Origin of the sequence: Flavobacterium succinicans LMG 10402, assembly GCF_000611675.1 — a bacterium.
GTDB classification, from domain to species: domain Bacteria; phylum Bacteroidota; class Bacteroidia; order Flavobacteriales; family Flavobacteriaceae; genus Flavobacterium; species Flavobacterium succinicans.
Map to the genome: position 1 here is coordinate 70,709 of NZ_JATV01000004.1, position 22,688 is coordinate 93,396.

Genomic DNA, 22,688 nt, shown 5'->3' on the forward strand with positions numbered 1-22,688 from the left:
ACAAAATACTATGGAAATTTTAACTATGAGACCTATTTTAGCATCTATCATCTTTTCGCTTATAGGTATTGCAATTTTATTGATCACCTATTTTATCATCGAAAAATTAACTCCCGAAAATACTTGGTCTCAAATTTCAAAGAATAATAATGTGGCTTTGGCAATTGTTTTTGGAGCCTTTATCATTGGAATTTCAATGATTATTAGTGCCGCAATTCATGGGTAAAAAGATTTTAAAATTTGAATATTTATTACTTTTTGCCGTATTCACCATTGCTACTTGTGGACTCGTTTACGAGCTAGTTGCGGGTACTTTGGCCAGTTATTTATTGGGCGATTCGGTAAAACAATTCTCGTTTATCATTGGAGTTTATCTTTTTTCAATGGGAATTGGCTCCTACTTTTCAAAATTTTTGACCAAAAATCTGCTCAATACTTTTGTTGAAATTGAAATTTTGGTTGGATTAATTGGAGGATTGAGCTCCGTGATTTTGTTCCTGCTTTTTGAAAGTATTAATTCCTTTCAGTTTATACTTTACTTCCTTGTTTTTGTAACAGGTTGTTTGGTTGGATTAGAGATTCCACTCTTGATGAATATTCTGAAAGACAAAGTCGAATTTAAAGATTTAGTCTCAAACGTTTTTACTTTTGATTACATTGGAGCTTTATTGGCTTCCATATTATTTCCCTTGGTTTTAGTACCAAAACTAGGCATTATGGGTACTTCCTTATTCTTCGGAATGATCAATGTATCTATTGCCATTGTCCTCTGTTACTTACTCAAAAATGAGTTGAAAAAAGTGCATTTAGTTCGAAGCAAAGCCATACTTTCCTTTGTAATTTTATTAGCTGTCTTTATATTCTCTGATAAAATTTTGTCCTACTCAGAAGGGAAACTCTATGGTGAAAATATTGTGTATACCAACACTACTCCTTATCAAAGAATTGTTTTAACGCACAACAAAAGTGACTATCGCCTGTACCTTAACAATAACTTACAGTTTAGCTCGACCGATGAATACCGCTATCACGAAGCGCTGGTGCATCCCGCATTATCAATGGCAAAAAGCGTGTCGAATGTTTTGGTTTTAGGCGGTGGTGATGGACTTGCCGTTAGAGAAATCTTGAAATACAAAGAGGTGCAAAAAGTAACACTTGTCGATTTGGATGAAGGAATGACCAAAATGTTTAAAACCAATACCATCTTAAGCGGTTTTAATGCTAATTCGCTCAATAATCCAAAAGTGAAGGTGTTTAATAAAGACGCCTACATTTGGGCAAAAAATTGTCGAGAAAAATTTGATGTCGTGATTATTGATTTTCCAGATCCATCCAATTACAGTCTAGGGAAATTGTATTCGCTTAATTTTTATGCTACGATTCAAAACCTTTTAAACCAAGATGCTGTGGTCGTTATTCAAACTACTTCACCTTATTTTGCACCCAAATCCTTTTGGTGTATTAATAAAACGGTAATGCAAGTTTTTCCACAAATTGATGCGTATCACGCGTATGTTCCATCGTTTGGAGAATGGGGTTTTACCATCGCAATTAATGGTTTTGGAACTACATTTAATACTGTAAACCGAAAAGTGGATGCTTTGCGTTTTTATAATTATCAATTTGATAAATTCAATTATTTTTCTCAAGATATGATTTCAAAAGACATCGAAATCAATCGATTAGATAACCAAATTTTAGTACGCTATTTCGATGAAGAATGGGGAAAATTACAATAATTCAAGAAGAAACTTTCTAAAAATAATAACCACTTCGCTACTTGCTATTCCTTTATTGGAGGCGTGTAAAGAAAAAGTGGTTACTCTTTTAATTCGATTATCCGGAACCAATCATATTTTGGGACATCGCCTTCGAGTAAAAAATTTCCCTAAACCGACAAAAGAAATTACCGTTCCTTATTTAATTGTGGGTGGCGGAATTTCAGGATTGAGTGCGGCCAGACAACTGACCAAAAGAGGAATTACTGATTTTTTAATGGTCGAATTAGAAGATCATTTGGGTGGCAATTCATCCAATGGCGAGAACCAGTATTCTAAATATCCATTGGGAGCCCATTATTTGCCTTTACCGAATTTAGAGGATAAAGCCTTATTGGAATTTTTAGAAGAAGAAAAAATAATAATAGGTTATGACTCCAAAGGGTTCCCAAAATTCGATGAAACTCAGCTGACTTTGGCTCCCGAAGAACGTTTGTTTTATAGAAATAATTGGCAAGAAGGAGTCGTTCCAAAGGAAGGAAATACTACCTCTGAAGATCAAGAATTCGTTCGCTTTTTCAAAGTAATGGATGGCTTTAGACGCCAAAAAGATGAAGAGGGAAAGTACTGGTTCTCGATTCCACTTTCTGAATGCTCCCAAAATAAAGAAGTGAAAGCACTGGATGCTATGACTATGCAACAATGGTTTGAGAGTCAAAATTTTACAGCAAAACCTCTTTTTAATTATATTGATTATTGTTGCAAAGATGATTTTGGTTTAGGAATCGCCTACGTTTCTGCTTATGCAGGTATTCATTATTTTGCCGCAAGAAAACAAAATGCTTCCGAAGACCATCAAGATTCAGTGCTTACTTGGCCTGAAGGAAACTCAAGATTAGCCAATCACTTGAAAAAATATGTAAAAGGGAAATCATTAAAAAACCACTTGGTTTTCGAAATTGAAAATGATACCCAAAAAGCAGTTGCCAAAGTTTTTGATAATGAAACTAAAACAACCATTGCAATAACTGCAAATAAGATGATACTAGCAACGCCTCAATTTGTAAATCAATACCTATTGGAAAACCGAAAAGATTTGGCTTCACATTTTCATTACACACCATGGCTATTGGCTACCTTAGTTGTGTCTGATCTAAATGATAACGGCAGCTTTCCTTTGTGTTGGGATAATGTAATTTATGGTTCAAAAGGTTTGGGGTATGTCTACGACCAACATCAATCCCTTCAACAACTACAGGATAAAAAAGTAATCACTTATTATTACAGTTTCTCTAGTGCCGATTTGAAAAAAACACGCAGAGAAGTGTATAAAAAGACCAAAGAATATTGGAAACAAATGGTTTTTGATGATTTAAAAATAGCCCATCCCAATATTGAATCTCTAACTGAAAGTATCGAAGTTCATTTATTAGGTCACGGAATGATTAGTCCTGTTCCTAATTTTATTTTTAGTGATACCAAAAAAGAAGCTGCAAAACCTATCGACAATACGTTGTTTTTTGCTCATAGTGATTTATCGGGTATCTCAATTTTTGAAGAAGCCTTTCATCAAGGAATTAACACTGTAAATACAATGCTCGATGCAACAACCTTGGATTCATAAAGCCAAAACAGATAGTATATTTATCTTATCGCCTTCCTTTTTGGTGGTTGCTATTGTATTTCTATTTCAAAAACAGCTGCAACAAATAGAAACTAAGTATTCGTTTTATACTTGGCTCTTTCTGATTGTTTTTATAGATGTTGCACACGTTTATGCTACTTTATTTAAAACCTACTTTGTTGCAAGCGAATTTCAGAAAAGAAAAAAATTATTAGTCGGTTTGCCTATTGTATGCTTTCTAATTGGAATCGTTTTATTTTCTTTTGGAAGTAAAGTCTTTTGGTCTACAATGGCATATATAGCTGTTTTTCATTTCATCAGACAACAATATGGCTTTATGCGTTTATATGCACGAAATGAATCAAAAAAATGGGCTTGGATTGACAACTTAATAATTTATACCGCCACAATTTACCCTATGTTGTATTGGTTTTTATCATCGCCAAGGGAATTTAATTGGTTTGTAGAAAACGAATTCTTGCATTTTGAAAGTCCTTTCTTAATTATGGTTTTGAGCTGGATTTACGGTTGTATGCTTCTTTTTTATGTAGTCCGAACAAGTTACTTTGGCGTTAAGAATAATTATATCAATATTCCAAAAAATGCAATACTGCTAGGAACCATTTTGTCTTGGTTTTTTGGAATCGTTTATTTTAATAACGATTTGATTTTTACTTTGCTTAATGTCGTTTCTCACGGCATCCCGTATATAGCGCTTATTTATCTCAATGAAATCGATAAAAAAACATCCAAAGAATTGCATTCGTTATACTATTTCAAATATTTTAAAGGACTTTTACTTTTCATCGTCGTTTTGCTTTTGATTGCTTTTTCTGAAGAATATCTTTGGGAAATTTTAGTTTGGAAGGAACAGTTGTCAGGTACGACAGAAGATTTTTCAAATTGGTATTTCTTAATTGTACCCTTACTAACCGTACCACAATTTACTCATTATCTCTTGGATGGATTTATTTGGAAGAAAAACAACATCTCAAAAAGCGAATAATTTTTTTGCATAGACCTAATTCTTCATTGAATGTATTCTTCATATAGAAAAATCGCTGTATTTTAAGAGCTTATTTATCTTATTCTAAATCGATTAACTATATATTTTACATTTTGCTTCAAAGGAAATTTTAAATATCCCAACCCCTAATTTTAAAAGGTAAAAAAGAGTACTATCTTGAAGGGAAATAGTACTCTACATTTTAATTTGTTCCGAATCGTTGTTCAATCGATGAATAATCTCTGCAATGAGTCCCGTCCAGCCGGTTTGATGGTTGGCACCTAATCCTTTTCCAGTGTCGCCATCAAAATATTCGAAGAACAAATAATTTTGATTAAAATTAGGGTCTGTTTGGAACTTTTCATACGGGCCATACATTGGAACGTGTAGCGATTTGTTGGGTAAAAACAAAGAAAGTAGTCGGCGGGCAACTCCTTCTGAAGCTTGTTTCATATTCATCATTACACCAGAATTGGTAGGAAATTCCACTTTATAATCATTTCCATAATAATTACAGAATTTTTCCAAAGAATCCAAAATCAAGAAATTCATGGGGAACCAAATTGGGCCTCGCCAGTTAGAATTTCCTCCAAACATAGCACCGGTGGCTTCTGCTGGGGTATAGGCTACTTCAACAGTTCCGCCTTCATAAGTAAATTGATAGGGGTGATCTTTATGATATTTAGATAAAGAGCGTACACCATAATCGGATAAGAATTCCGACTCGTCAAACATGCGTTTCATAATCATTTTCATTCGATGCCCTCGCAGAATCGATAATAATTTGCTTTCTCCTTTTCCGGGATTGTACCAACGGGAGACCAAACTCGCTAAATCTTGACGGTTAGAAATGATCCATTCTACGCGTCGTTTGAAATCTGGTAATTGATTTAATAATTCAGGTGTCAGCACTTCAACGGCAAAAAGAGGAATCAATCCCACCATCGAGCGAACTTTCATTAGTTCGGCTTCGCCATTTTCTTTATGCAACATGTCATAATAAAACTGATCGTCTTCATCCCACAAATTTACTTTGTCACCTCCCATGGCTTGCATGGCGCCGGCAATGTGCAAAAAGTGTTCAAAAAATTTAGAGGCCATATCTTGATACACTGGATTTTCTATGGCAATTTCGCAAGCAATACGCAACATGTTTAAGCTGTACATCGCCATCCAACCTGTTCCATCGGCTTGTTCTAAATGTCCTCCAGTGGGTAATGCCGCAGAGCGATCAAATACACCAATATTATCCATACCTAGGAACCCTCCACCAAAAATATTGTTCCCTCCTTCGTCTTTTAAATTAACCCACCAAGTAAAATTGAGTAGTAGTTTATGGAAAATGCGTTCCAAGAACACACGATCTCCTTTGCCACCATTCATTTCCTTATCGATTTCATAGACTTTCCAAGTGGCCCAGGCATGCACTGGAGGATTCACATCCGAAAAAGACCATTCATAGGCTGGAATTTGTCCGTTGGGGTGCATGTAGTAATCCCTTAGAATAACCGATAGCTGACGTTTGGCAAAATCAGGATCCAATCGGGCTAGTGGGAGTGTATGAAAAGCCAAATCCCATGCCGCAAACCAAGGATATTCCCATTTGTCAGGCATCGACAGAATATTAGCCGTGTACATATGCTTCCAAGAACTGTTTCTGCCTTTGCTTCGGTTGGCATCGGGTTTAGGCATCGAGGGATCGCCTTTGATCCATTGGTACACATTAAAGTAATACCATTGTTTGGTCCATAACATACCTGCATAGGCTTGGCGTTGAAGGCGTTTTAGTTCTTTTTCCTTGATGTTTTTTTGTAGATTTTCATAGAATGAATCGGCTTCTAGTAGGCGTTGTTCAAAAATCGTATCAAAGTCTTCGAATGGATCATTTTGCATCGGTGGAGTCAATCGTAATCTGACTACTTTTTTGCCTTTTGCGGGAATAATTTGCTCAAAAACTACTGAGGCTTTAGTACCTGTTTGATTAGGGTTTACAGCATCTTTTTTCTTGTTGATGACATAATTATTAATGCCATCTTTGGTATATTTTGTTGGATTTTCGGAATGATATAATCGTTTAAAATTGGTTTCGTTATCACAAAAAAGGAACGCATCAGCTTCTTCCGCATACAAATTAAAGTGCCCCACCAATCTGTGATTCACTTCAATCATTGATTTCCCTTTACCTACTAAGGAAGGTTTGTGTTTGTAATTGTCGTAACCCCAGCACCAAGTGTTTCGAAACCAAATGGTAGGCAAAACAGTAATTGGAGCAGGTGAATCAGCACGATTTTCGATCGTTAATTGAATTAATATATCTTGTTGACTCCCTTTAGCATATTCAATGGTGATGTCAAAATAGTTGTCGTTATCGAAAATACCAGTATCCAAAAGTTCGTATTCTGGTTGGTTCCGATTACGCTTTTTAGATTCCTTAACTAGCTTCTCGTATGGAAATGCTGCTTGTGGGTATTTGTACAGCATTTTCTGATAGGAGTGGGTAGGAGTGGCATCTTGATAATAATAAATTTCTTTGACGTCTTCTCCATGATTGGATTCGCTTCCCGTAAGACCAAAAAAACGTTCTTTTAAAATTTTATCATTATGGTTCCAAAAAGCCAAGGCAAAACAAACGTGTTGTTTGTTATCTGAAATACCACCAATGCCTTCTTCTCCCCATCGATACGCTTTGGAACGCGCCATGTCGTGCGTTACACTGTTCCATGCATCGCCGTTGGCTGAATAGTCCTCGCGTACGGTACCCCATTGTCTTTCGGTTAAATAGGGGCCCCATTTTTTCCAGCCTTTATTGTCTTTTCTTTCGAGTAATCGGTTTTTTTCTGCATCTATTTCTACCATGACTCCGTTTTTGTTATTGCAATTTATCGAAATAGACTCAAAAAAGCGCCATTTTATCCGTAAAAAACAAGAATCAATTTTTTTAAATTTTACTTTTTTTGGCTTATAAAATAGCAGATAGTTAAATTAGTCTCATTTTTGAATTTTAGGATCGCTATCTATTTGATACCTTTCGGATCAAAAGCAATAAACTTTTACTAAAATATGATGATAAAGCCCGCAAACTTTGCGAACTTTGTCCTTCAGAAAAATTAACAATGGCAAAGATTTTAACAGGAGTACAAAGTACAGGAACGCCACATTTAGGCAATTTATTAGGCGCAATTATTCCCGCAATTGCATTATCGAATGATCCAAAAAATGAATCATTCCTTTTTATCGCCGATTTGCATTCGATTACACAAATCAAAAATGGCGAAACCTTAAGAAATAACACCTACAGCACAGCCGCCGCTTGGCTAGCTTGTGGATTAGACGTAAATAAAGTTACCTTTTACAGACAATCTGATGTACCTCAAACAGCAGAATTGTCTTGGTACTTGAGCTGTTTTTTCCCTTTTCAACGTTTGACTTTGGCGCATTCTTTTAAAGACAAATCCGATCGTTTAGACGATGTAAATGCTGGGTTGTTTTCGTATCCAATGTTGATGGCTGCGGATATTTTATTGTATGACGCCGAATTTGTGCCTGTAGGAAAAGACCAGTTGCAACACCTCGAAATCACTCGTGATGTCGCTTCTCGTTTCAATCACCAAATGGGAGAAACTTTCGTGTTGCCCGAAGCCAAAATCCAAGAAGACAGTATGTTGATTCCTGGTACTAATGGCGGAAAAATGAGTAAATCGGCCAATAACGTTATCAATATTTTCTTGGATGACAAAGCGTTGCGCAAGCAAATTATGAGCATCGAAACCGACAGTACTCCATTGGAAGATCCAAAAAATCCTGATACTTGTAACGCTTTTGCTATCTACAAATTATTGGCCAATGAAGACCAAATTACCACGATGAGAGCCAATTATTTGGGAGGTAATTATGGCTACGGTCACGCCAAACAAGCCTTGTTCGAACTAATTGTAGAAAAATTCAAAACCGAAAGAGAACGTTACAAGTATTACATCAATAACTTGACCGAAGTAGACGCCTTATTGAAACATGGTGCCGAAAAAGCAGCAACCATCGCCAATGGCGTTTTGGATCGCGTACGCTTGAAATTAGGTTTCGAGTCGTTACAGTAAACGTTACTACGAATAAATTATGAAAAGGAATATTCCGCGATTGGGGTATTCCTTTTTTGTTTCAAATACGTTGTGAAAGTAAGCCCAAACTTCGAAACTGATTTTGTTATTCAACTTCTTTTCCATATTAAAAAGCAAGTAGCCTTCAATAACTCACTACAAAAAAACTAGTTGTTATACTTTTCAATTGACTAAATTAATTTAAATTCAGTCAACTAACTGACTGAATTTACATTAATTTGGTCAACATACTGACTGAATTTACATTTTTTGAGTATATTTGTATCTAAATTTAAAAATTTGCAGGCTATGGATTTTTTAGAAAGAGGCATAGATGTATTGTTTGCCAAAAGAGTATTACCCAACAAAGTACTTATTTTATTGGGCGCAAGGCGTGTAGGTAAAACAGCGTTTATCAAAAATTATCTTTCACAGCTCCCAAAACAAGAATATTTACAATTGAACGGCGAAGATATTCAGGATGCAAATTTGTTAAAAGAGCGTTCCGTAAGCAATTATCGTCGACTTCTAGCAAACACGAAATTATTAGTTATTGACGAAGCGCAAAACATCCCCGACATTGGTTTGATTCTGAAATTAATTGTAGATTCTATTGAGGGTATTAAAATCATTGCCACAGGATCATCGGTTTTTGATTTGTCTAATAAATTAGGAGAACCTTTGGTGGGAAGAAAAAATACGATTTATTTATTTCCACTGGCTCAGATGGAATTTTCCAACTATGAAAATTTCAAGGAAACCACTCAAAAATTGGAAGAACGATTGCTTTTTGGCTCCTATCCTGAACTTGAACAATACCCAGATTGGAACGACAAAATCAACTACTTGAAAGAAATACTCAATTCCTATTTATTGAAGGATATTTTGGTGTATGAAGGTATCAAACATTCTAACAAAATTTTAGAGGTTTTAAAACTGATTGCCTTTCAAGTAGGACAAGAAGTTTCACTGCAAGAATTAGCGAGACAATTAGGTATTTCTAAAAATACGGTAGAAAGTTATTTAGACTTACTTTCCAAGGTGTTTGTTATTTATAAAGTACCTGGTTTTAGCAGAAATTTACGAAAGGAAATTACCAAATCCAATAGGTGGTATTTTTATGATAATGGAATTCGCAATGCTATTATTTCCAATTTTAATCGATTAGACAATCGCACCGATGTTGGTGCATTATGGGAAAATTATTTGGCTTCCGAACGAGTAAAATACCAAAATTACACTCAAAAAGTAGTAATCAATTATTTTTGGCGTACGTATGACCAACAAGAATTGGATTGGTTGGAAGAAGAAAATGGCCAGCTACGAGGTTACGAATTCAAATGGAATGAAAATAGAAAAGCGAAAGTCCCCACAGCTTTTGCAAAAGCCTATCCTGAAGCTAGTTTTGAAGTAATCAACAAACAGAATTATTTAGATTTCATAGTCTAATGAAACAAAACAAATGGCCATAATTTGTAATATAACTATCAACCAAAATTTCAAAAGATAACTAGTTTTACTTGTTTTATGTCTGAACAAAAGCATCGCTAATCCACTACCAACAGTTCCTCCGAAGAACACGAAGGTTAAAAGTGTTGCTTCGGGGATTCTTCTTTTATGTTTTTGAGCTACTATTTTGTCATAGCCTATTACAAAAAAAGCGAATATGTTAATCAATAAAAGAAAGTAAAAAAACAAGTTCATTTGGGTAAAAATTGAAGTCAAAGATAAAAGAAGTAAGTTGTTTTTCTTATATTTAGAATCCTTATTTAAGTCTAAAAATCTAATTAATTATGAGCCCAATTAAATTATTCGAAGCCAAAAAAGTACGTAGTCATTACGATGTTGAAAAAGAAATTTGGTATTTCTCAGTTATTGATGTTATTCAGATTTTAACAGATAGTACTATCCCTAAACGATATTGGACTGATTTAAAGAAGAAGCTAAATAACGAAGGAAGTGAAGCGTACGATAAAATCGTACAGTTGAAAATGTTAGCCGATGATGGTAAAAATAGATTGACAGATACCGCCGATACCGAAACTTTATTGCGCTTAATTCAATCCATTCCTTCTCCAAAAGCAGAGCCGTTCAAACAATGGTTAGCAAAAGTGGGCTATGAACGAATGCAAGAATTGGCAGATCCCGCCCAAAGTTTAGACCGTGCTCGTGAAAATTGGCAAAAATTGGGACGTAGCGAAAAATGGATTCAGCAACGAATGACTGGACAGGAGACTCGCAATAAATTAACCGATTATTGGAAAGAATCGGGTGTAGAAAAGAAAGATGAATTTGCAATGTTGACCAATATCATTCATCAGGAATGGACAGGATTATCTGTTAAAAATCATAAAGAAATAAAAGGGCTGAAAACTCAAAATTTAAGAGATCATATGACGGAAGCGGAATTAATTTTTACAGCTCTAGCAGAACTTTCTACCCGACAAATTGCCGAAACAGACGAAGCCAAGGGACTTTTGGAAAATGCAAAAGCTAGTAAGAAAGGAGGGGCAATTGCCAAAAACGCCCGACTAGCTTTAGAAGAGAAAACTGGAAAAAGTGTAGTAACAGGAGAAAATTTTCTACCACCAAGTCAAAAAGAGCTAGAGTAAATTTAGCTATTTTAGCTGTCCGAAAAATTCAAAAAATGACCAACCTACAATTCATCGCCCAAAAGGTAGCTACCGCAGCCATCAATATTCAAAACACCGTTCAATTATTACAAGAAGATTGTACCATTCCGTTTATTTCGCGTTACCGAAAAGACAAAACAGGCAATCTGGATGAAACACAAATCGAACAAATTGCCAAACTCCAAAAAGAGTACGAGGCCATCCTGAAACGAAAAGAAGCCATCTTAAAATCCATCGAAGAGCAAAACGCTTTGACGTCTGAATTGGATAAAAAAATCCAACATAGTTTTGACCTACAAGAGTTGGAGGATTTGTATTTGCCGTACAAAAAGAAAAAAAGAACTAAAGCCGATGTCGCTCGTGAAAACGGACTAGAACCTTTGGCCAAAATTATAATGGCACAGAAAAATGACGATGTCGATTTCTTGGCTAGACAATACTTGAACGACGCTATTGTCAATGAAGAAGCGGCTTTACAAGGCGCCAGAGAAATCATTGCCGAATGGATCAACGAAAATATTTACGTTCGTAAACAATTGCGCCGTTTGTACGAACGCAAAGCGACCATCACCACCAAAGTAGTCAAAACAAAAAAAGACGAAGCCGATGCGCAAAAGTTTTCGCAATATTTCGATTGGTCTGAACCGTTGACCAAAGCGCCTTCGCACCGACTTTTGGCGATGCTACGTGCCGAAAATGAAGGGTTTATCAAGTTCAAAGTAGAAGCAGATATTGACGAAGCCTATGACGTAATCGACGAATTGGTGTTGAAAGGTCAAAGTCCAAGCACCTCTCACGTACAATTGGCCATTGAGGATTCTTATAAAAGATTGCTGCAACCTGCCATTGCCAACGAAACCTTGCAAGAAGCCAAAGCCAAAGCCGATGCCAATTCCATTCAGGTTTTCGCGAATAATTTAGGGCAATTATTATTGGCTCCACCTTTGGGCGAAAAACGAATTTTAGCCATCGACCCAGGATTTCGTTCGGGTTGTAAAGTGGTTTGTTTGGACGAAAAAGGCGACTTGCTCTACAACGAAACCATCTATCCGCACGCGCCACAAAATGAAACGGCGATGGCGATGAAAAAAATCAAATCGATGGTAAACGCCTATAATATTGATGCCATATCCATTGGGAACGGAACCGCCTCAAGAGAAACCGAATTCTTCATCAAGAAAATCGCTTTCGAAACTCGAGCCACAGGCGAACAGGGCGAAGCCAAACCCGTTCAAGTATTTATTGTCTCTGAGGCTGGAGCTTCTGTGTATTCCGCTTCCAAAATTGCTCGTGAAGAATTCCCCAATTATGACGTAACCGTTCGTGGTTCGGTGTCGATTGGACGTCGTTTGTCGGATCCTTTGGCCGAATTGGTAAAAATCGACCCAAAAGCTATTGGTGTAGGACAATACCAACACGATGTGGACCAAACCAAACTCAAAGAAGAATTGGATGCAACGGTAATTCGTTGCGTGAATTCGGTGGGGATCAACATCAACACCGCCAGCAAACATTTGTTGAGTTATGTAAGTGGTATTGGAGAAAAGCTGGCCGAAAATATAGTGACGTATCGTTCTGAAAATGGTCCATTTGACGATAGAAAACAACTCAAAAAAGTACCGCGTTTGGGAGATAAAGCCTTCCAACAAGGCGCAGCATTTATCAGAATTGCCAATGGCAAAAATCCATTAGACAATTCAGCAGTACATCCCGAAGCTTATGCCATAGTAGAAAAAATGGCCAAAGATTTGAAAACTTCCGTTACTGATTTGATTGCCAACAAAGAAAAAATTGCCCTCATCAAACCCGAAAACTACGTAACGCCCGAAATTGGAATTTTGGGTATCAAAGACATCCTCAAAGAGCTCGAAAAACCAGGATTAGACCCAAGAAAATCGGCCAAAATCTTTGAATTCGACCCGAATGTCAAATCCATTAAAGATTTGAAAACAGGGATGATTTTGCCGGGAATCGTGAACAACATCACCAATTTTGGCTGTTTTGTCGACATCGGAATCAAAGAAAGCGGTTTGGTACACATTTCCCAACTCAAAGCTGGTTTCGTAAGCGATGTCAACGAAGTAGTCAAACTCCACCAACACGTTGAAGTAAAAGTAACCGAAGTCGATGAAGAAAGAAAACGCATTCAGTTGACGATGGTTATTTAAAAATGGAAATCTCAAAAAAGAAATTCCAAATTCCAATGCGTCACACTGAGATATCATTTTAAACTAAAAAAGCAATATAAGATGACATTATGCTATGTAAACGTTTTCTTTTAAGCAGCAATACTCCCCTCTCGAGAGGGGCTGGGGGTGTGTTTTTATTTTGAGAGGATATTTTAATTCCTAAACTTAAAACGTTAATGGTAGCGCAATCGAAGAGCAAATTCTAAGGCGTTTCTTGAAATCTTTCAATTAAGATGTATAAATAAACAAAGCCCGGCAAGAAAATTTGTCGGGCTTTATTTATAAATAGCTATAGTGAATATAGACTTAATTAATGTTCTAATGCTGAGTTTCATTGCAACCTTATTCTCCTTTGCTTAGTTTTTCAATCTCTTTTTTTAGTTCCATTCTATTTATGATGTATTGAATTATGAACGCAGTGCATTCACAATTGGAAATGCTCTTTAAAATTGGTGATTCCTTTCCAATTAACAAACGGAAAAACCACTGCCACACTGAGGTTGCAAGTCTTTAAACAACGATTTTATTAAAAATTACCTTAGCAACGCTTGTTCTTAATAGTGAACTCTGATTTCACCATTTGCAAACCCATAATGTTTTGAAGATTGTTTTCAAAAAGGTTTTGAATGTCTCGCTCCAATTTAAAAGGTTTTTCCTTTACTTGTTCAAGGGTATTGGCTGTATTGTGGTATAAAATCATAAAAATTGAATTTTATCGAAGTAAAAAACTATATTAGTTTGTTTAATTTATTAGACTATTTTAAAAAAATCTGAATTTATATTTACGTAAATATTTTGCTTTATAATATCAATTTCTTCTTTTGTTGCATTTGATTTTAACGAAGAAAACTTATCCTTTATATTTCTGATTTCTTTTGAAATAAGATTATTATAAAGATTATTTTCAATATTTGGGCATCTTTGATAAATAATTAATTCACAGTTTTCTTTTAAAAGTCTATCACTTATTAATTCCCACCAAAATTTATCTGTTAGTCCCAGCGAACTTCCAAATACACAAATTATATTAGCATTATTAATCAAATCTATACATTCATCGTCAACTAAATGACTAGCAGCCTTATTGTATTCGGTTTTAATAAAGGCTTCACTAAAATCTATATTTTTAACAAAATCCTCATTAAAAACTTGTGAATTGTCATTTACGCCAATTATCATTCTTTCATTTAGATAACCGTGTATGTGCTTTATTGGCTTAATTATTGAATAATTGCTCAATGAATTTGCAATACTCATCTGTTTATTGGTCTGACCTATAAGCAGTTTATCTAAAATTGAAGTATAATTAAATGAAATTGTATCAATATGTGTGACTTCATTTTTTATAGATAAATAATCTTCTTCAAATTTCCTTTTATCCCCATTTCTTAATTTACGATGTGGAGCGCTTAAACACATCAAAAGTTCACCTATATTTATTTTTTTGAAATCAAAAGACTCCTCTATAGCTTTTAAATAATTTGATAGATTTAAAATGATATCCTGCCTAATGGATTCAAATTCTTCTATTGTTTTTATTTTTGCTGTGAACTTACCTAAAGCGAGTTCTAAATCTGACCAATTTTCAGAATTTGACTTTATTTCTCTTTTTAACAACTCAATATTTTCATTTTTACTTTTTATTTTTATGTAATAATTGTAAAAATCTTTATAACTAGTTTTTAAATCTAAGTTTAAATCAAATCCATTTCCTATTATATGAACAATATTCATTTATAAAAATTTAACTATTCTAAACAATTACTATTTCCTCCTCCGTTAACCCATACAATACATATGTTAGGTCAATTTACTAATCCGAATAGCGATTTAATGACTATCCACACAAACTTACAAAAAATGTATTGGGTAGTAACTTCATAAATTGAAGGAAAACAAAATTATCTTAAAAGTAATCTATATCAGTAAACGATAATCAAAAGGATAAATTTTTAGGACTCAAACCAAGTCCCAAAGTTTATTCCATAAAAAAAGCCCGACATTGCTGTCAGGCTTTTAAGCTCCCCCTCTTGGGCTCGAACCAAGGACCCTCTGATTAACAGTCAGATGCTCTAACCAACTGAGCTAAGGAGGAAACTGTGTATTATAATGCGTAGTAGGAACGTTTTCTGTTGCTATGACTGACATTGTTTGTTTGTCTTAGCGGTGGCAAAGATACACCTAATTTCAAGTTCTGCAAACAAAAAATGAACTTTTTTTCATTTTTTTTATCTTCCCACAATGGCCTTGTAGATGTCGTTTCCGTTGGCAAATAAAAGCAACGAGATAAGTAAAACAAAACCAACCATTTGAGCATTCTCTAAGAATTTGTCACTTGGTTTTTTGCCGCTAATGATTTCGTATAATAAAAATAGGACATGGCCACCATCCAAGGCTGGGATAGGCAATAAATTCATTACTCCCAACATTATTGACAACAAAGCCGTGATACTCCAGAATACTTCCCAGCTCCAAGAACTAGGAAAAATATTAAAAATAGCTGCAAATCCGCCCACTTGTTTGTACGCTTTGGTTTCTGGATTGAAAATCATTTTCAATTGCTTGCCGTAGCCTAATACTTGATTGGTTCCTTTTTCAATACCCACAGGGATCGATTCGAAGAAGCCGTATTCTTGTTTACTGATTTTGTAATACCCTAATTTCTCTAAAGATTCTAAACCTAGTGCACCAACATGAACGCCTAATTTGGCCTCGTTATTAACAATGACTTGCACCGGTACTTCTTTTTGATCACGAATCACAACCGCTGGAAGGGTTTTGCCTTTATTCGCTTTTAGGATAGCTGATACTTGATCGTAATATTTAGCAGGTTGCCCATTTAAGGAAACCATCACGTCTTTGGCTTGTAATTGTTTATTTAGTGATTCTTCAGGAATAACGGTAATAGCAAATGGCATACGGATGCCTACTAGAGGCCCTTTTTCTAGTTGTGATAATTGGTCTACAACATCAACAGGCATAGTGATGGTTTGAGCAACACCATTGCGTTCAATGTCGATTTTTTTACCCATGATAAGCTTGATGTTGATTTCGCTGTCGAATTTTTCGATTTTTTCACCATCAATGGCCACCAAATGATCGCCAGTTTGAAAACCGATTTTGTTCATCACCGGATTTTCAATTAGTAATCCGTCTTTCATATCCTTCATGGCTACAAAATCCTCGCCGTATACAAAAGCCATTCCTATATAAATAATGAAAGCCAAAATGAAGTTTACCGTAACGCCTCCCAACATAATAATCAAACGTTGCCAAGCGGGTTTCGAACGGAATTCCCAAGGTTGTGGGGGCAAGGCCATTTGTTCCTTGTCCATACTTTCATCGATCATCCCAGAGATTTTTACATAACCACCTAGAGGCAACCAACCAATACCATATTCGGTTTCGCCGATTTTCTTTTTAAGTAACGAAAATTTAAGGTCAAAAAACAAGTAGAATTTCTCTACTCTAGTTTTGAATAATTTGGCAGGAATAAAATGTCCCAATTCGTGAAGAATAATTAATAAGGACAAACTCAATAAAAATTGAGCAAACTTGATAACGATTTCCATTGTATACTTTTAGTTCTTAAATAACGCACAAAAATAGCGTTTTATATTTTATTTGATGGTGCAATATACTACTTAGGATTTTAATTGTTTGTTAATTCGGTAGTCTCCTTATGAATTAAAAATGCGTCAACTCTTTTTTGTTTGATTTTTTAGGAAACAATTCTTGAAGCCGAATGTCAAAATTTGGCCAAAATCAATACAAAAAGAAACTGGCCTTATAATTCTACGTAAATTTGCCAAATTGCCAAATCTTTCAATTTTTTAATCTCTCTTAATTTATGCAAAAAATAAAAACAGCTTTACTCTCCTACGGCATGTCTGGAAAAGTATTTCATGCTCCTTTTCTCGATTTACATCCTGGTTTTGAAATAACGGGTGCTTGGGAACGAAGTAAGAAATTGATTCAAGTTGATTTCCCTCCAGTGAAAAGCTATGCTTCTCTAGAAGAGTTATTACAGGACGATTGCGATTTGGTAATTGTCAATACGCCTGTAGGCACACATTATGAATACGCCAAACAAGTCTTGCTAGCCGGAAAACATGCCATAGTAGAAAAAGCCTTCACTACTACCGCTGCCGAAGCCCAAGAATTAGCTGCTTTGGCGGAAGAAAAAGGACTACACTTGGCCGTTTTTCAAAACCGAAGATGGGATAGTGACTTCAAAACCGTTCAAAAAGTAGTGCAGGACAAAATCCTTGGCGATATCGTAGAAGCTGAGATTCATTTCGATCGCTATAATCCCAATTTGAGTCCCAAAGTTCATAAAGAAACCCAAAATGCAGGTGCTGGAATTCTGAAAGATTTAGGGTCTCACATCATTGATCAAGCCTTGTGTTTGTTTGGTTTTCCCGAAGCGGTAAGTGCTGATATTCGCATTACTAGAACCCATTCGTTAGTAGACGATTGGATCGATATTACCTTATTTTATCCCGAACTGCGTGTGCGACTCAAAGCAGGTTTTTTTGTACGAGAACCACATCCTTCGTATACGCTTCACGGCAAGAAAGGCTCTTTCTTAAAACCGCGTGGCGATGTGCAAGAAGACGAATTAAAATTAGGCAAAAAACCCAATGTGACCATTTGGGGTACTGAACCCGAAGCCTTACAAGGAGCGTTGCATACCGAAATAGGAGGGAAGGTGATCAAAGAAAAAGTACCTACACTACAAGGCAATTACTATGCATTTTTTGAAGGTATGTATCAAGCCATTTCGCACGGAAAACCAGTTCCCGTTTCGGCTCAAGAGGGAGTACAAGTTATGCAAATCATTGAAGCTGCGATACAAAGTCATCAAGAGCAAAAAAGAATTCAGGTATAATATAGAATGCAGAAAATTTAAACAGGTTTTAAATTTGAATTGAAAACCTTTTATTAAATTTGATTGTAAAACGCTAAAAATCAACTATTTTGATTTATTTTAATTTTTTAGAACGTCTCAGAAAGAAAGGAAAATACAAAAAAGCGTATAGCGAAGTAAAGGAGTCTTACCTCAAACGCATCCGTTGGGCTGTGTCCTTTTTTTATTTTGGAATGGGCTTGGTGTTTGCCACTTGGGCCAGCCGAATTCCCACCATCAAATCAGAGCTCAATTTATCCGAAGGCGAATTGGGAACGATTTTATTTGCGCTTCCTTTGGGGCAGTTGACCATGATGCTTTTTTCGGCCAAGATCGTGACCCGTTTTGGTAGTAATGTCACCTTACCGATTTCAATTTTATTATACACATTTAGTATGACCAATTTGGGCTTGGCACAAACCGAATGGCAATTGGCAATTGGGTTATATCTCTTGGGATTGACCGCCAATTTAACCAACATTTCCGTCAATACCCAAGGTGTTTATACCGAAGGCTTGTTCCGACGCAACATTATGCTGTCTTTTCACGGCGTATGGAGCATGGCAGGATTTACAGGAGCCTTAATCGGATTGGTGTTGCTGGGATTCAATATTTCCACCTACACACATTTTGTGATAGTAGGCATTGCTGTGTTTGTATTGGTAGCCACCAATTATACTTTTTTAATCAAGGCCAAAGAAAGTCAAGGTGCAGCCAAGAAACAATCTTTTTTTAAAGTCGATACCACTTTGATGTGGTTAGGAATTATAGGTTTTTGTAGCATGGCTAGCGAAGGGGTAATGTTTGATTGGAGCGGCGTATATTTCAAAGATGTTTTGCAGGTCAAAGGATCCTTGAGTGTTTTAGGCTATACCTCATTTATGATCATGATGGCGTTAGGACGCTTTTTTGGTGACCGACTCACTCAAAAAATAGGACGCAAAAAAGTCATGCAAATCAGCGGATGTCTCATCTCGATCGGGTTACTCACAGCGGTCATTTTCCCTTATTTAATCCCCGCAACTCTTGCGTTTATGGTCGTAGGTTTAGGAGTTTCAACCATTATTCCAACCATGCTAAGCATCGCCGGAAAGCACCCAACCATTCCCACCAGCCAAGCCTTAACGTCAGTTTCTAGCATCAGTTTTCTTGGTTTCCTTATTGGCCCGCCCGTTATTGGCCACATTGCCGAAGCTTTTGGATTGCAATTTTCCTTTGCTTTCATTGGAATTTTTGGTTTTATTATCGCCATCATGGTTTCTAAAATAAAAATCCAAGAGTAGTTTTTTAGGAGCAAACGTCCCTACTTTTCAAGACCAGTCGTCCTGCTGTACACTATATCTTGTGGTCCCGAACCCCGGGACCACAAGGATACCGTTCCCATCAGGGCTAGACTACCTATTTTTATTTTCAAAAAAAGTATTGCATTTTTGTAAATCTTAATAGTTTTTGTATTACATTTATAAAACAGAATAATTAATTATCAAGCACTTATATAATACACCTTCCAAAATACCACTTTGTGTTTTTTACAATATTTGAGTTTTTATGCTCAAATTTCCAAAAACGTTTTATTAATTAATTTGGGGTGTTACACTCCAAAAACTGTTTTATTGGAGGATTTCCTTAAAAAGATCCTCCATTAAAGCTGTTTTTTTATTTTATAAAAACGCCTATGCAAAAAAAACTATTGGTTATTGTTTTATGTTTATTATTTAAAAAAAATTATGCCCAAAACGCAACTGGATTTACCCTAAAAGTTATCGAGGCCCAATCCAAAAACGCCCTTGCTTCAGTAGTGGTTACGATTCAAAACACTTCTTTTTTGCAACTCACTTCATCAACAGGAACGGTCGTATTTGAACAGCTTTTGCCTAATACCTATTATGTTTTGGTACATTCTCAGGGTTATAAGGATCAGTTACTTTCCGTAAACGTTCATCGAAATACGATGTCTGATTTAGGCACCATTCTACTCAGCCCCGACCTAATGTTGGAGCAACAAAGTGCCACTATTGCACTCAACGAGGACCAACTCAACGATGATTTTAATAGTTCCGAAAGTACTGCACCGTTACTACAAGCTTCTCGAGATGTGTTTCAGCAAGCCGCTGCTTTTCAATGGGGACAAAGTCGTTTTAGAATTCGAGGTCTCGATGCCGAAAATGCCACGTTGCTTTTGAACGGTATCGCCTTAAATAAACTCTATGATGGTCGGCCGCAATGGGGAGATTGGGGTGGGATTAACGATGTGTTGCGCAACCAGGAAATCGCTATCGGTACCGCCGCTTTCGACTATAGTTTTGGCGGAATTCTAGGCGCTCAACAGATCAATACCCGAGCTTCTAGCTATCGATCTGGAATACGACTCTCTTTTGCGGGTACTAACACCACCTATAACTGGCGCATGATGGCGACTTATGCTTCAGGGGTTTCCAAAAAGGGTTGGGCATTGGTGATTTCGGCGGGGAAAAGAATGGGAGTAAATCCCTATTTCGAAGGCACCCATTTTGATGGAAATTCGGCTTTTATCAGTATCGAAAAGCAAATCAATGAAAAACAGGCGTTCAATTTTACCGGAATTTATACTCCCAATTCACGCGCGAAAACCGCTCCCAACACTGCCGAAGTTTTTGCACTTATGGGCGCACAATACAATTCGTATTGGGGCTTTCAAGAAGGCAAAAAACGAAACGCCAGAATCAAAACCGTAGAAGAGCCGCTACTCCTACTCAATCATTATTTCAAAATCAACGACAAAACACAACTCCAATCCGCAGCGCTTTACCAATGGGGAAAAATTAGCAACAGCAATATCGATTTTCAAAATGCCAATAATCCTGACCCCACTTATTATCGAAAAATGCCGAGTTATTTCAGCTCACTTTTCGAACGAGACAACGGCGAATTTTCTGGAGCTTTCATTCCGGATACCGAAAATGCCGAAAAAAGCCGTTTAGCTTTTTTAGAAAATCCACAAATCAATTGGAATGCGCTTTACCAAGCCAATCAAAAACCAGTTTTGGATGGCAAAGGAAACATTCTTAGGTACGAACCTTCAAAAAGCAACTATATCGTCTATGAAGATCGAGCCGATGAAACCGTTTGGGCCGCCAATAGTCTCTTGAATTCTCAATTTTCAGAGCATGTTTCCATCACGGCTGGTGCTCATTTTAAAACATCAAAAACGCAGCAGTATCAAAAAGTGGTCGATCTTTTGGGAGGTTCGTATTTTGAAGATATTGATGGGTTTTATACCGGTGATCAAGCGCAATCCGACTTGAATCATCCCAATCGTCAAGTGGTCGAAGGCGATAAATACGGCTATAATTATTTCATGAAAGCGCAAGTCATACAGGCATTTACTCAGTTTCAATTCCGATTTAATTCGATTCATTTTTATGTAGGACAACAATTTTCTAGCACCAGTTATCAGCGCGAAGGATTGTACAAAAACGGGATTTACGAAAACAATTCTTTAGGAAAGAGCGCTAAAGTGACCTTTGAAAATTTCGGATTCAAAGCTGGAATGACCTATAAAATTTCTGGCAAGCAAGCCTTTTTATTTCATGCCGCCCACTTAAGTAAAGCCCCCACAATTCAAAATACATTTCCCAACGCCCGGTTGAATAATACGATTGTTGCTGCTCTTTCTAGCGAAACCCAAAGCAGTTTGGAAGCGACTTATCAATATCGAACGCCTTTTTTGAAAATGCGTTTGACCACTTATTTTGCGTTACAAAAAAACACTACCGATCATTCCTTTTTTTATGCAGAAGGAATTTTTGACGACGGTGCGGGCTATACCAATACTGACGCCTTCGTGGGACAAACCTTAACGGGACTTGACAAACAAAATTTGGGTGCTGAATTAAGTCTTGAATATCCTATTAGTAGCACCTTAAAAACGACACTGGCAGCTGCTTACGGTCGGTATATTTATGCCAGCAACCCCAACGTTACCGTAACCAATGATGCCCAAGCTTCGCTCCAAAACACCAATCCTGTTTTTGATTTTGGAAAAGCAATTCTTAAAAATTACTATCAAGAGGGAATGCCTCAACAAGCCATTAGCCTTGGAATAGAATATAGAGACCCGCATTTTTGGTGGATAGGTACCAACTTAAATTTTATCACGGAATCTTATGTATCGGTTTCACCTATAGCACGAACGGCAATTTTTTTCAGAAACCCTGCCAATGGATTTCCATTTCCCGAAGCGACCGAGGAAAGAGCCAAAGTGTTATTGCAACAAGAAAAATTAGATCCGCTACTCCTCTTGAACTTTACAGGCGGCAAATCTTGGCGAATAAGAGGTAAAAATTTAGGGCTTTTTGTAAGCGTTTCTAACCTCCTCGATACGCATTATCAAACAGGTGGTTATGAACAAGCTCGGAACGCCAATTTTAGGGCGCGTAATCAAGACGTTTCTAGTGGTACGCCCAATTTTGGTAACAAATATTTCCAAGGCTATGGCCGCAATTATTTTGTCTCCCTTTATTTGAATTTATAATA

The 22,688-nt window shown here is 36.5% G+C and carries 16 protein-coding genes and 1 tRNA gene; 11 read left to right on the plus strand and 6 right to left on the minus strand.

Annotation, left to right across the window (positions count from 1 at the left end; genetic code table 11):
* Positions 1–10: 10 nt before the first annotated feature.
* The 4 genes from AO58_RS0104265 to AO58_RS0104280 are packed head-to-tail and all read left to right on the plus strand — an operon-like array spanning position 11 to position 4,348.
* A complete protein-coding gene (locus AO58_RS0104265) occupies positions 11–226 on the plus strand; it encodes a DUF350 domain-containing protein (RefSeq protein WP_024980515.1) in 216 nt (71 codons plus the stop codon).
* A complete protein-coding gene (locus AO58_RS0104270) occupies positions 219–1,739 on the plus strand; it encodes a polyamine aminopropyltransferase (protein ID WP_024980516.1) in 1,521 nt (506 codons plus the stop codon). The genes AO58_RS0104265 and AO58_RS0104270 overlap by 8 nt, the downstream gene beginning before the upstream one ends.
* On the plus strand, positions 1,714–3,342 hold the full coding sequence (locus AO58_RS0104275; protein WP_024980517.1) for a flavin monoamine oxidase family protein: 1,629 nt from the start codon (positions 1,714–1,716) through the stop codon (positions 3,340–3,342). The genes AO58_RS0104270 and AO58_RS0104275 overlap by 26 nt, the downstream gene beginning before the upstream one ends.
* Entirely contained in the window at positions 3,320–4,348 is a 1,029-nt protein-coding gene (locus tag AO58_RS0104280; protein WP_024980518.1) for a hypothetical protein, read from the plus strand. Before AO58_RS0104275 ends, AO58_RS0104280 begins: the two co-directional genes overlap by 23 nt.
* Positions 4,349–4,543: 195 nt before the next feature.
* On the opposite strand, the gene AO58_RS0104285 is transcribed toward AO58_RS0104280, so the two are convergent.
* Positions 4,544–7,204 (minus strand): MGH1-like glycoside hydrolase domain-containing protein, encoded by a 2,661-nt coding sequence (locus tag AO58_RS0104285; RefSeq protein WP_024980519.1) that lies wholly within the window; start codon positions 7,202–7,204, stop codon positions 4,544–4,546.
* A gap of 257 nt (positions 7,205–7,461) precedes the next feature.
* On the opposite strand from AO58_RS0104285, the gene trpS reads away from it, so the two are divergent.
* Together trpS and AO58_RS0104300 are read left to right on the plus strand one after the other, a co-directional pair.
* Entirely contained in the window at positions 7,462–8,442 is a 981-nt protein-coding gene (trpS, locus tag AO58_RS0104295) for a tryptophan--tRNA ligase (protein WP_024980520.1), read from the plus strand.
* Positions 8,443–8,751: 309 nt separating this feature from the next.
* Complete coding sequence (locus AO58_RS0104300) at positions 8,752–9,891, plus strand: ATP-binding protein (RefSeq protein WP_024980521.1); 1,140 nt, start codon at positions 8,752–8,754, stop codon at positions 9,889–9,891.
* Here AO58_RS0104300 and AO58_RS0104305 read toward each other — a convergent pair.
* Positions 9,874–10,146 carry a DUF1294 domain-containing protein gene (locus tag AO58_RS0104305; protein WP_024980522.1) on the minus strand — a complete coding sequence of 91 codons (273 nt, stop codon included), beginning with the start codon at positions 10,144–10,146 and terminating at the stop codon, positions 9,874–9,876. The two genes, AO58_RS0104300 and AO58_RS0104305, sit on opposite strands and share 18 nt — an antisense overlap.
* 89 nt (positions 10,147–10,235) lie before the next feature.
* Here AO58_RS0104305 and AO58_RS0104310 point away from each other — a divergent pair, with 89 nt between their 5' ends.
* Both AO58_RS0104310 and AO58_RS0104315 read left to right on the plus strand, forming a co-directional pair.
* Positions 10,236–11,054 (plus strand): BRO family protein, encoded by an 819-nt coding sequence (locus AO58_RS0104310; RefSeq protein WP_024980523.1) that lies wholly within the window; start codon positions 10,236–10,238, stop codon positions 11,052–11,054.
* A gap of 35 nt (positions 11,055–11,089) precedes the next feature.
* The gene (locus AO58_RS0104315) at positions 11,090–13,243 is read left to right on the plus strand and encodes a Tex family protein (protein ID WP_024980524.1); all 2,154 of its coding nucleotides are present in this window, start codon (positions 11,090–11,092) and stop codon (positions 13,241–13,243) included.
* A gap of 559 nt (positions 13,244–13,802) precedes the next feature.
* On the opposite strand, the gene AO58_RS17950 is transcribed toward AO58_RS0104315, so the two are convergent.
* The 4 genes from AO58_RS17950 to rseP form a co-directional block, all read right to left on the minus strand.
* The gene (locus AO58_RS17950) at positions 13,803–13,964 is read right to left on the minus strand and encodes a hypothetical protein (RefSeq protein ID WP_155959408.1); all 162 of its coding nucleotides are present in this window, start codon (positions 13,962–13,964) and stop codon (positions 13,803–13,805) included.
* A 50-nt stretch (positions 13,965–14,014) separates the two neighbouring features.
* Positions 14,015–14,998: an AbiH family protein gene (locus AO58_RS0104325; RefSeq protein WP_024980525.1), complete on the minus strand. Its 984-nt coding sequence runs from the start codon at positions 14,996–14,998 to the stop codon at positions 14,015–14,017.
* A 287-nt stretch (positions 14,999–15,285) separates the two neighbouring features.
* Positions 15,286–15,359: transfer RNA gene (locus tag AO58_RS0104330), tRNA-Asn, on the minus strand.
* Positions 15,360–15,492: 133 nt separating this feature from the next.
* Positions 15,493–16,836: an RIP metalloprotease RseP gene (gene rseP, locus AO58_RS0104335; RefSeq protein ID WP_024980526.1), complete on the minus strand. Its 1,344-nt coding sequence runs from the start codon at positions 16,834–16,836 to the stop codon at positions 15,493–15,495.
* A 278-nt stretch (positions 16,837–17,114) separates the two neighbouring features.
* Between rseP and AO58_RS0104340 the strand changes: the two genes are divergently transcribed.
* The 3 genes from AO58_RS0104340 (at position 17,115) to AO58_RS0104350 (ending at position 22,686) form a co-directional block, all read left to right on the plus strand.
* Positions 17,115–18,155, plus strand: coding sequence for a Gfo/Idh/MocA family oxidoreductase (locus AO58_RS0104340; RefSeq protein WP_024980527.1), 1,041 nt, complete (start codon positions 17,115–17,117; stop codon positions 18,153–18,155).
* Positions 18,156–18,244: 89 nt separating this feature from the next.
* A complete protein-coding gene (locus AO58_RS0104345) occupies positions 18,245–19,456 on the plus strand; it encodes an MFS transporter (protein ID WP_024980528.1) in 1,212 nt (403 codons plus the stop codon).
* Between the two features lie 392 nt (positions 19,457–19,848).
* Positions 19,849–22,686 carry a TonB-dependent receptor gene (locus AO58_RS0104350; RefSeq protein ID WP_024980529.1) on the plus strand — a complete coding sequence of 946 codons (2,838 nt, stop codon included), beginning with the start codon at positions 19,849–19,851 and terminating at the stop codon, positions 22,684–22,686.
* Positions 22,687–22,688: the final 2 nt, after the last annotated feature.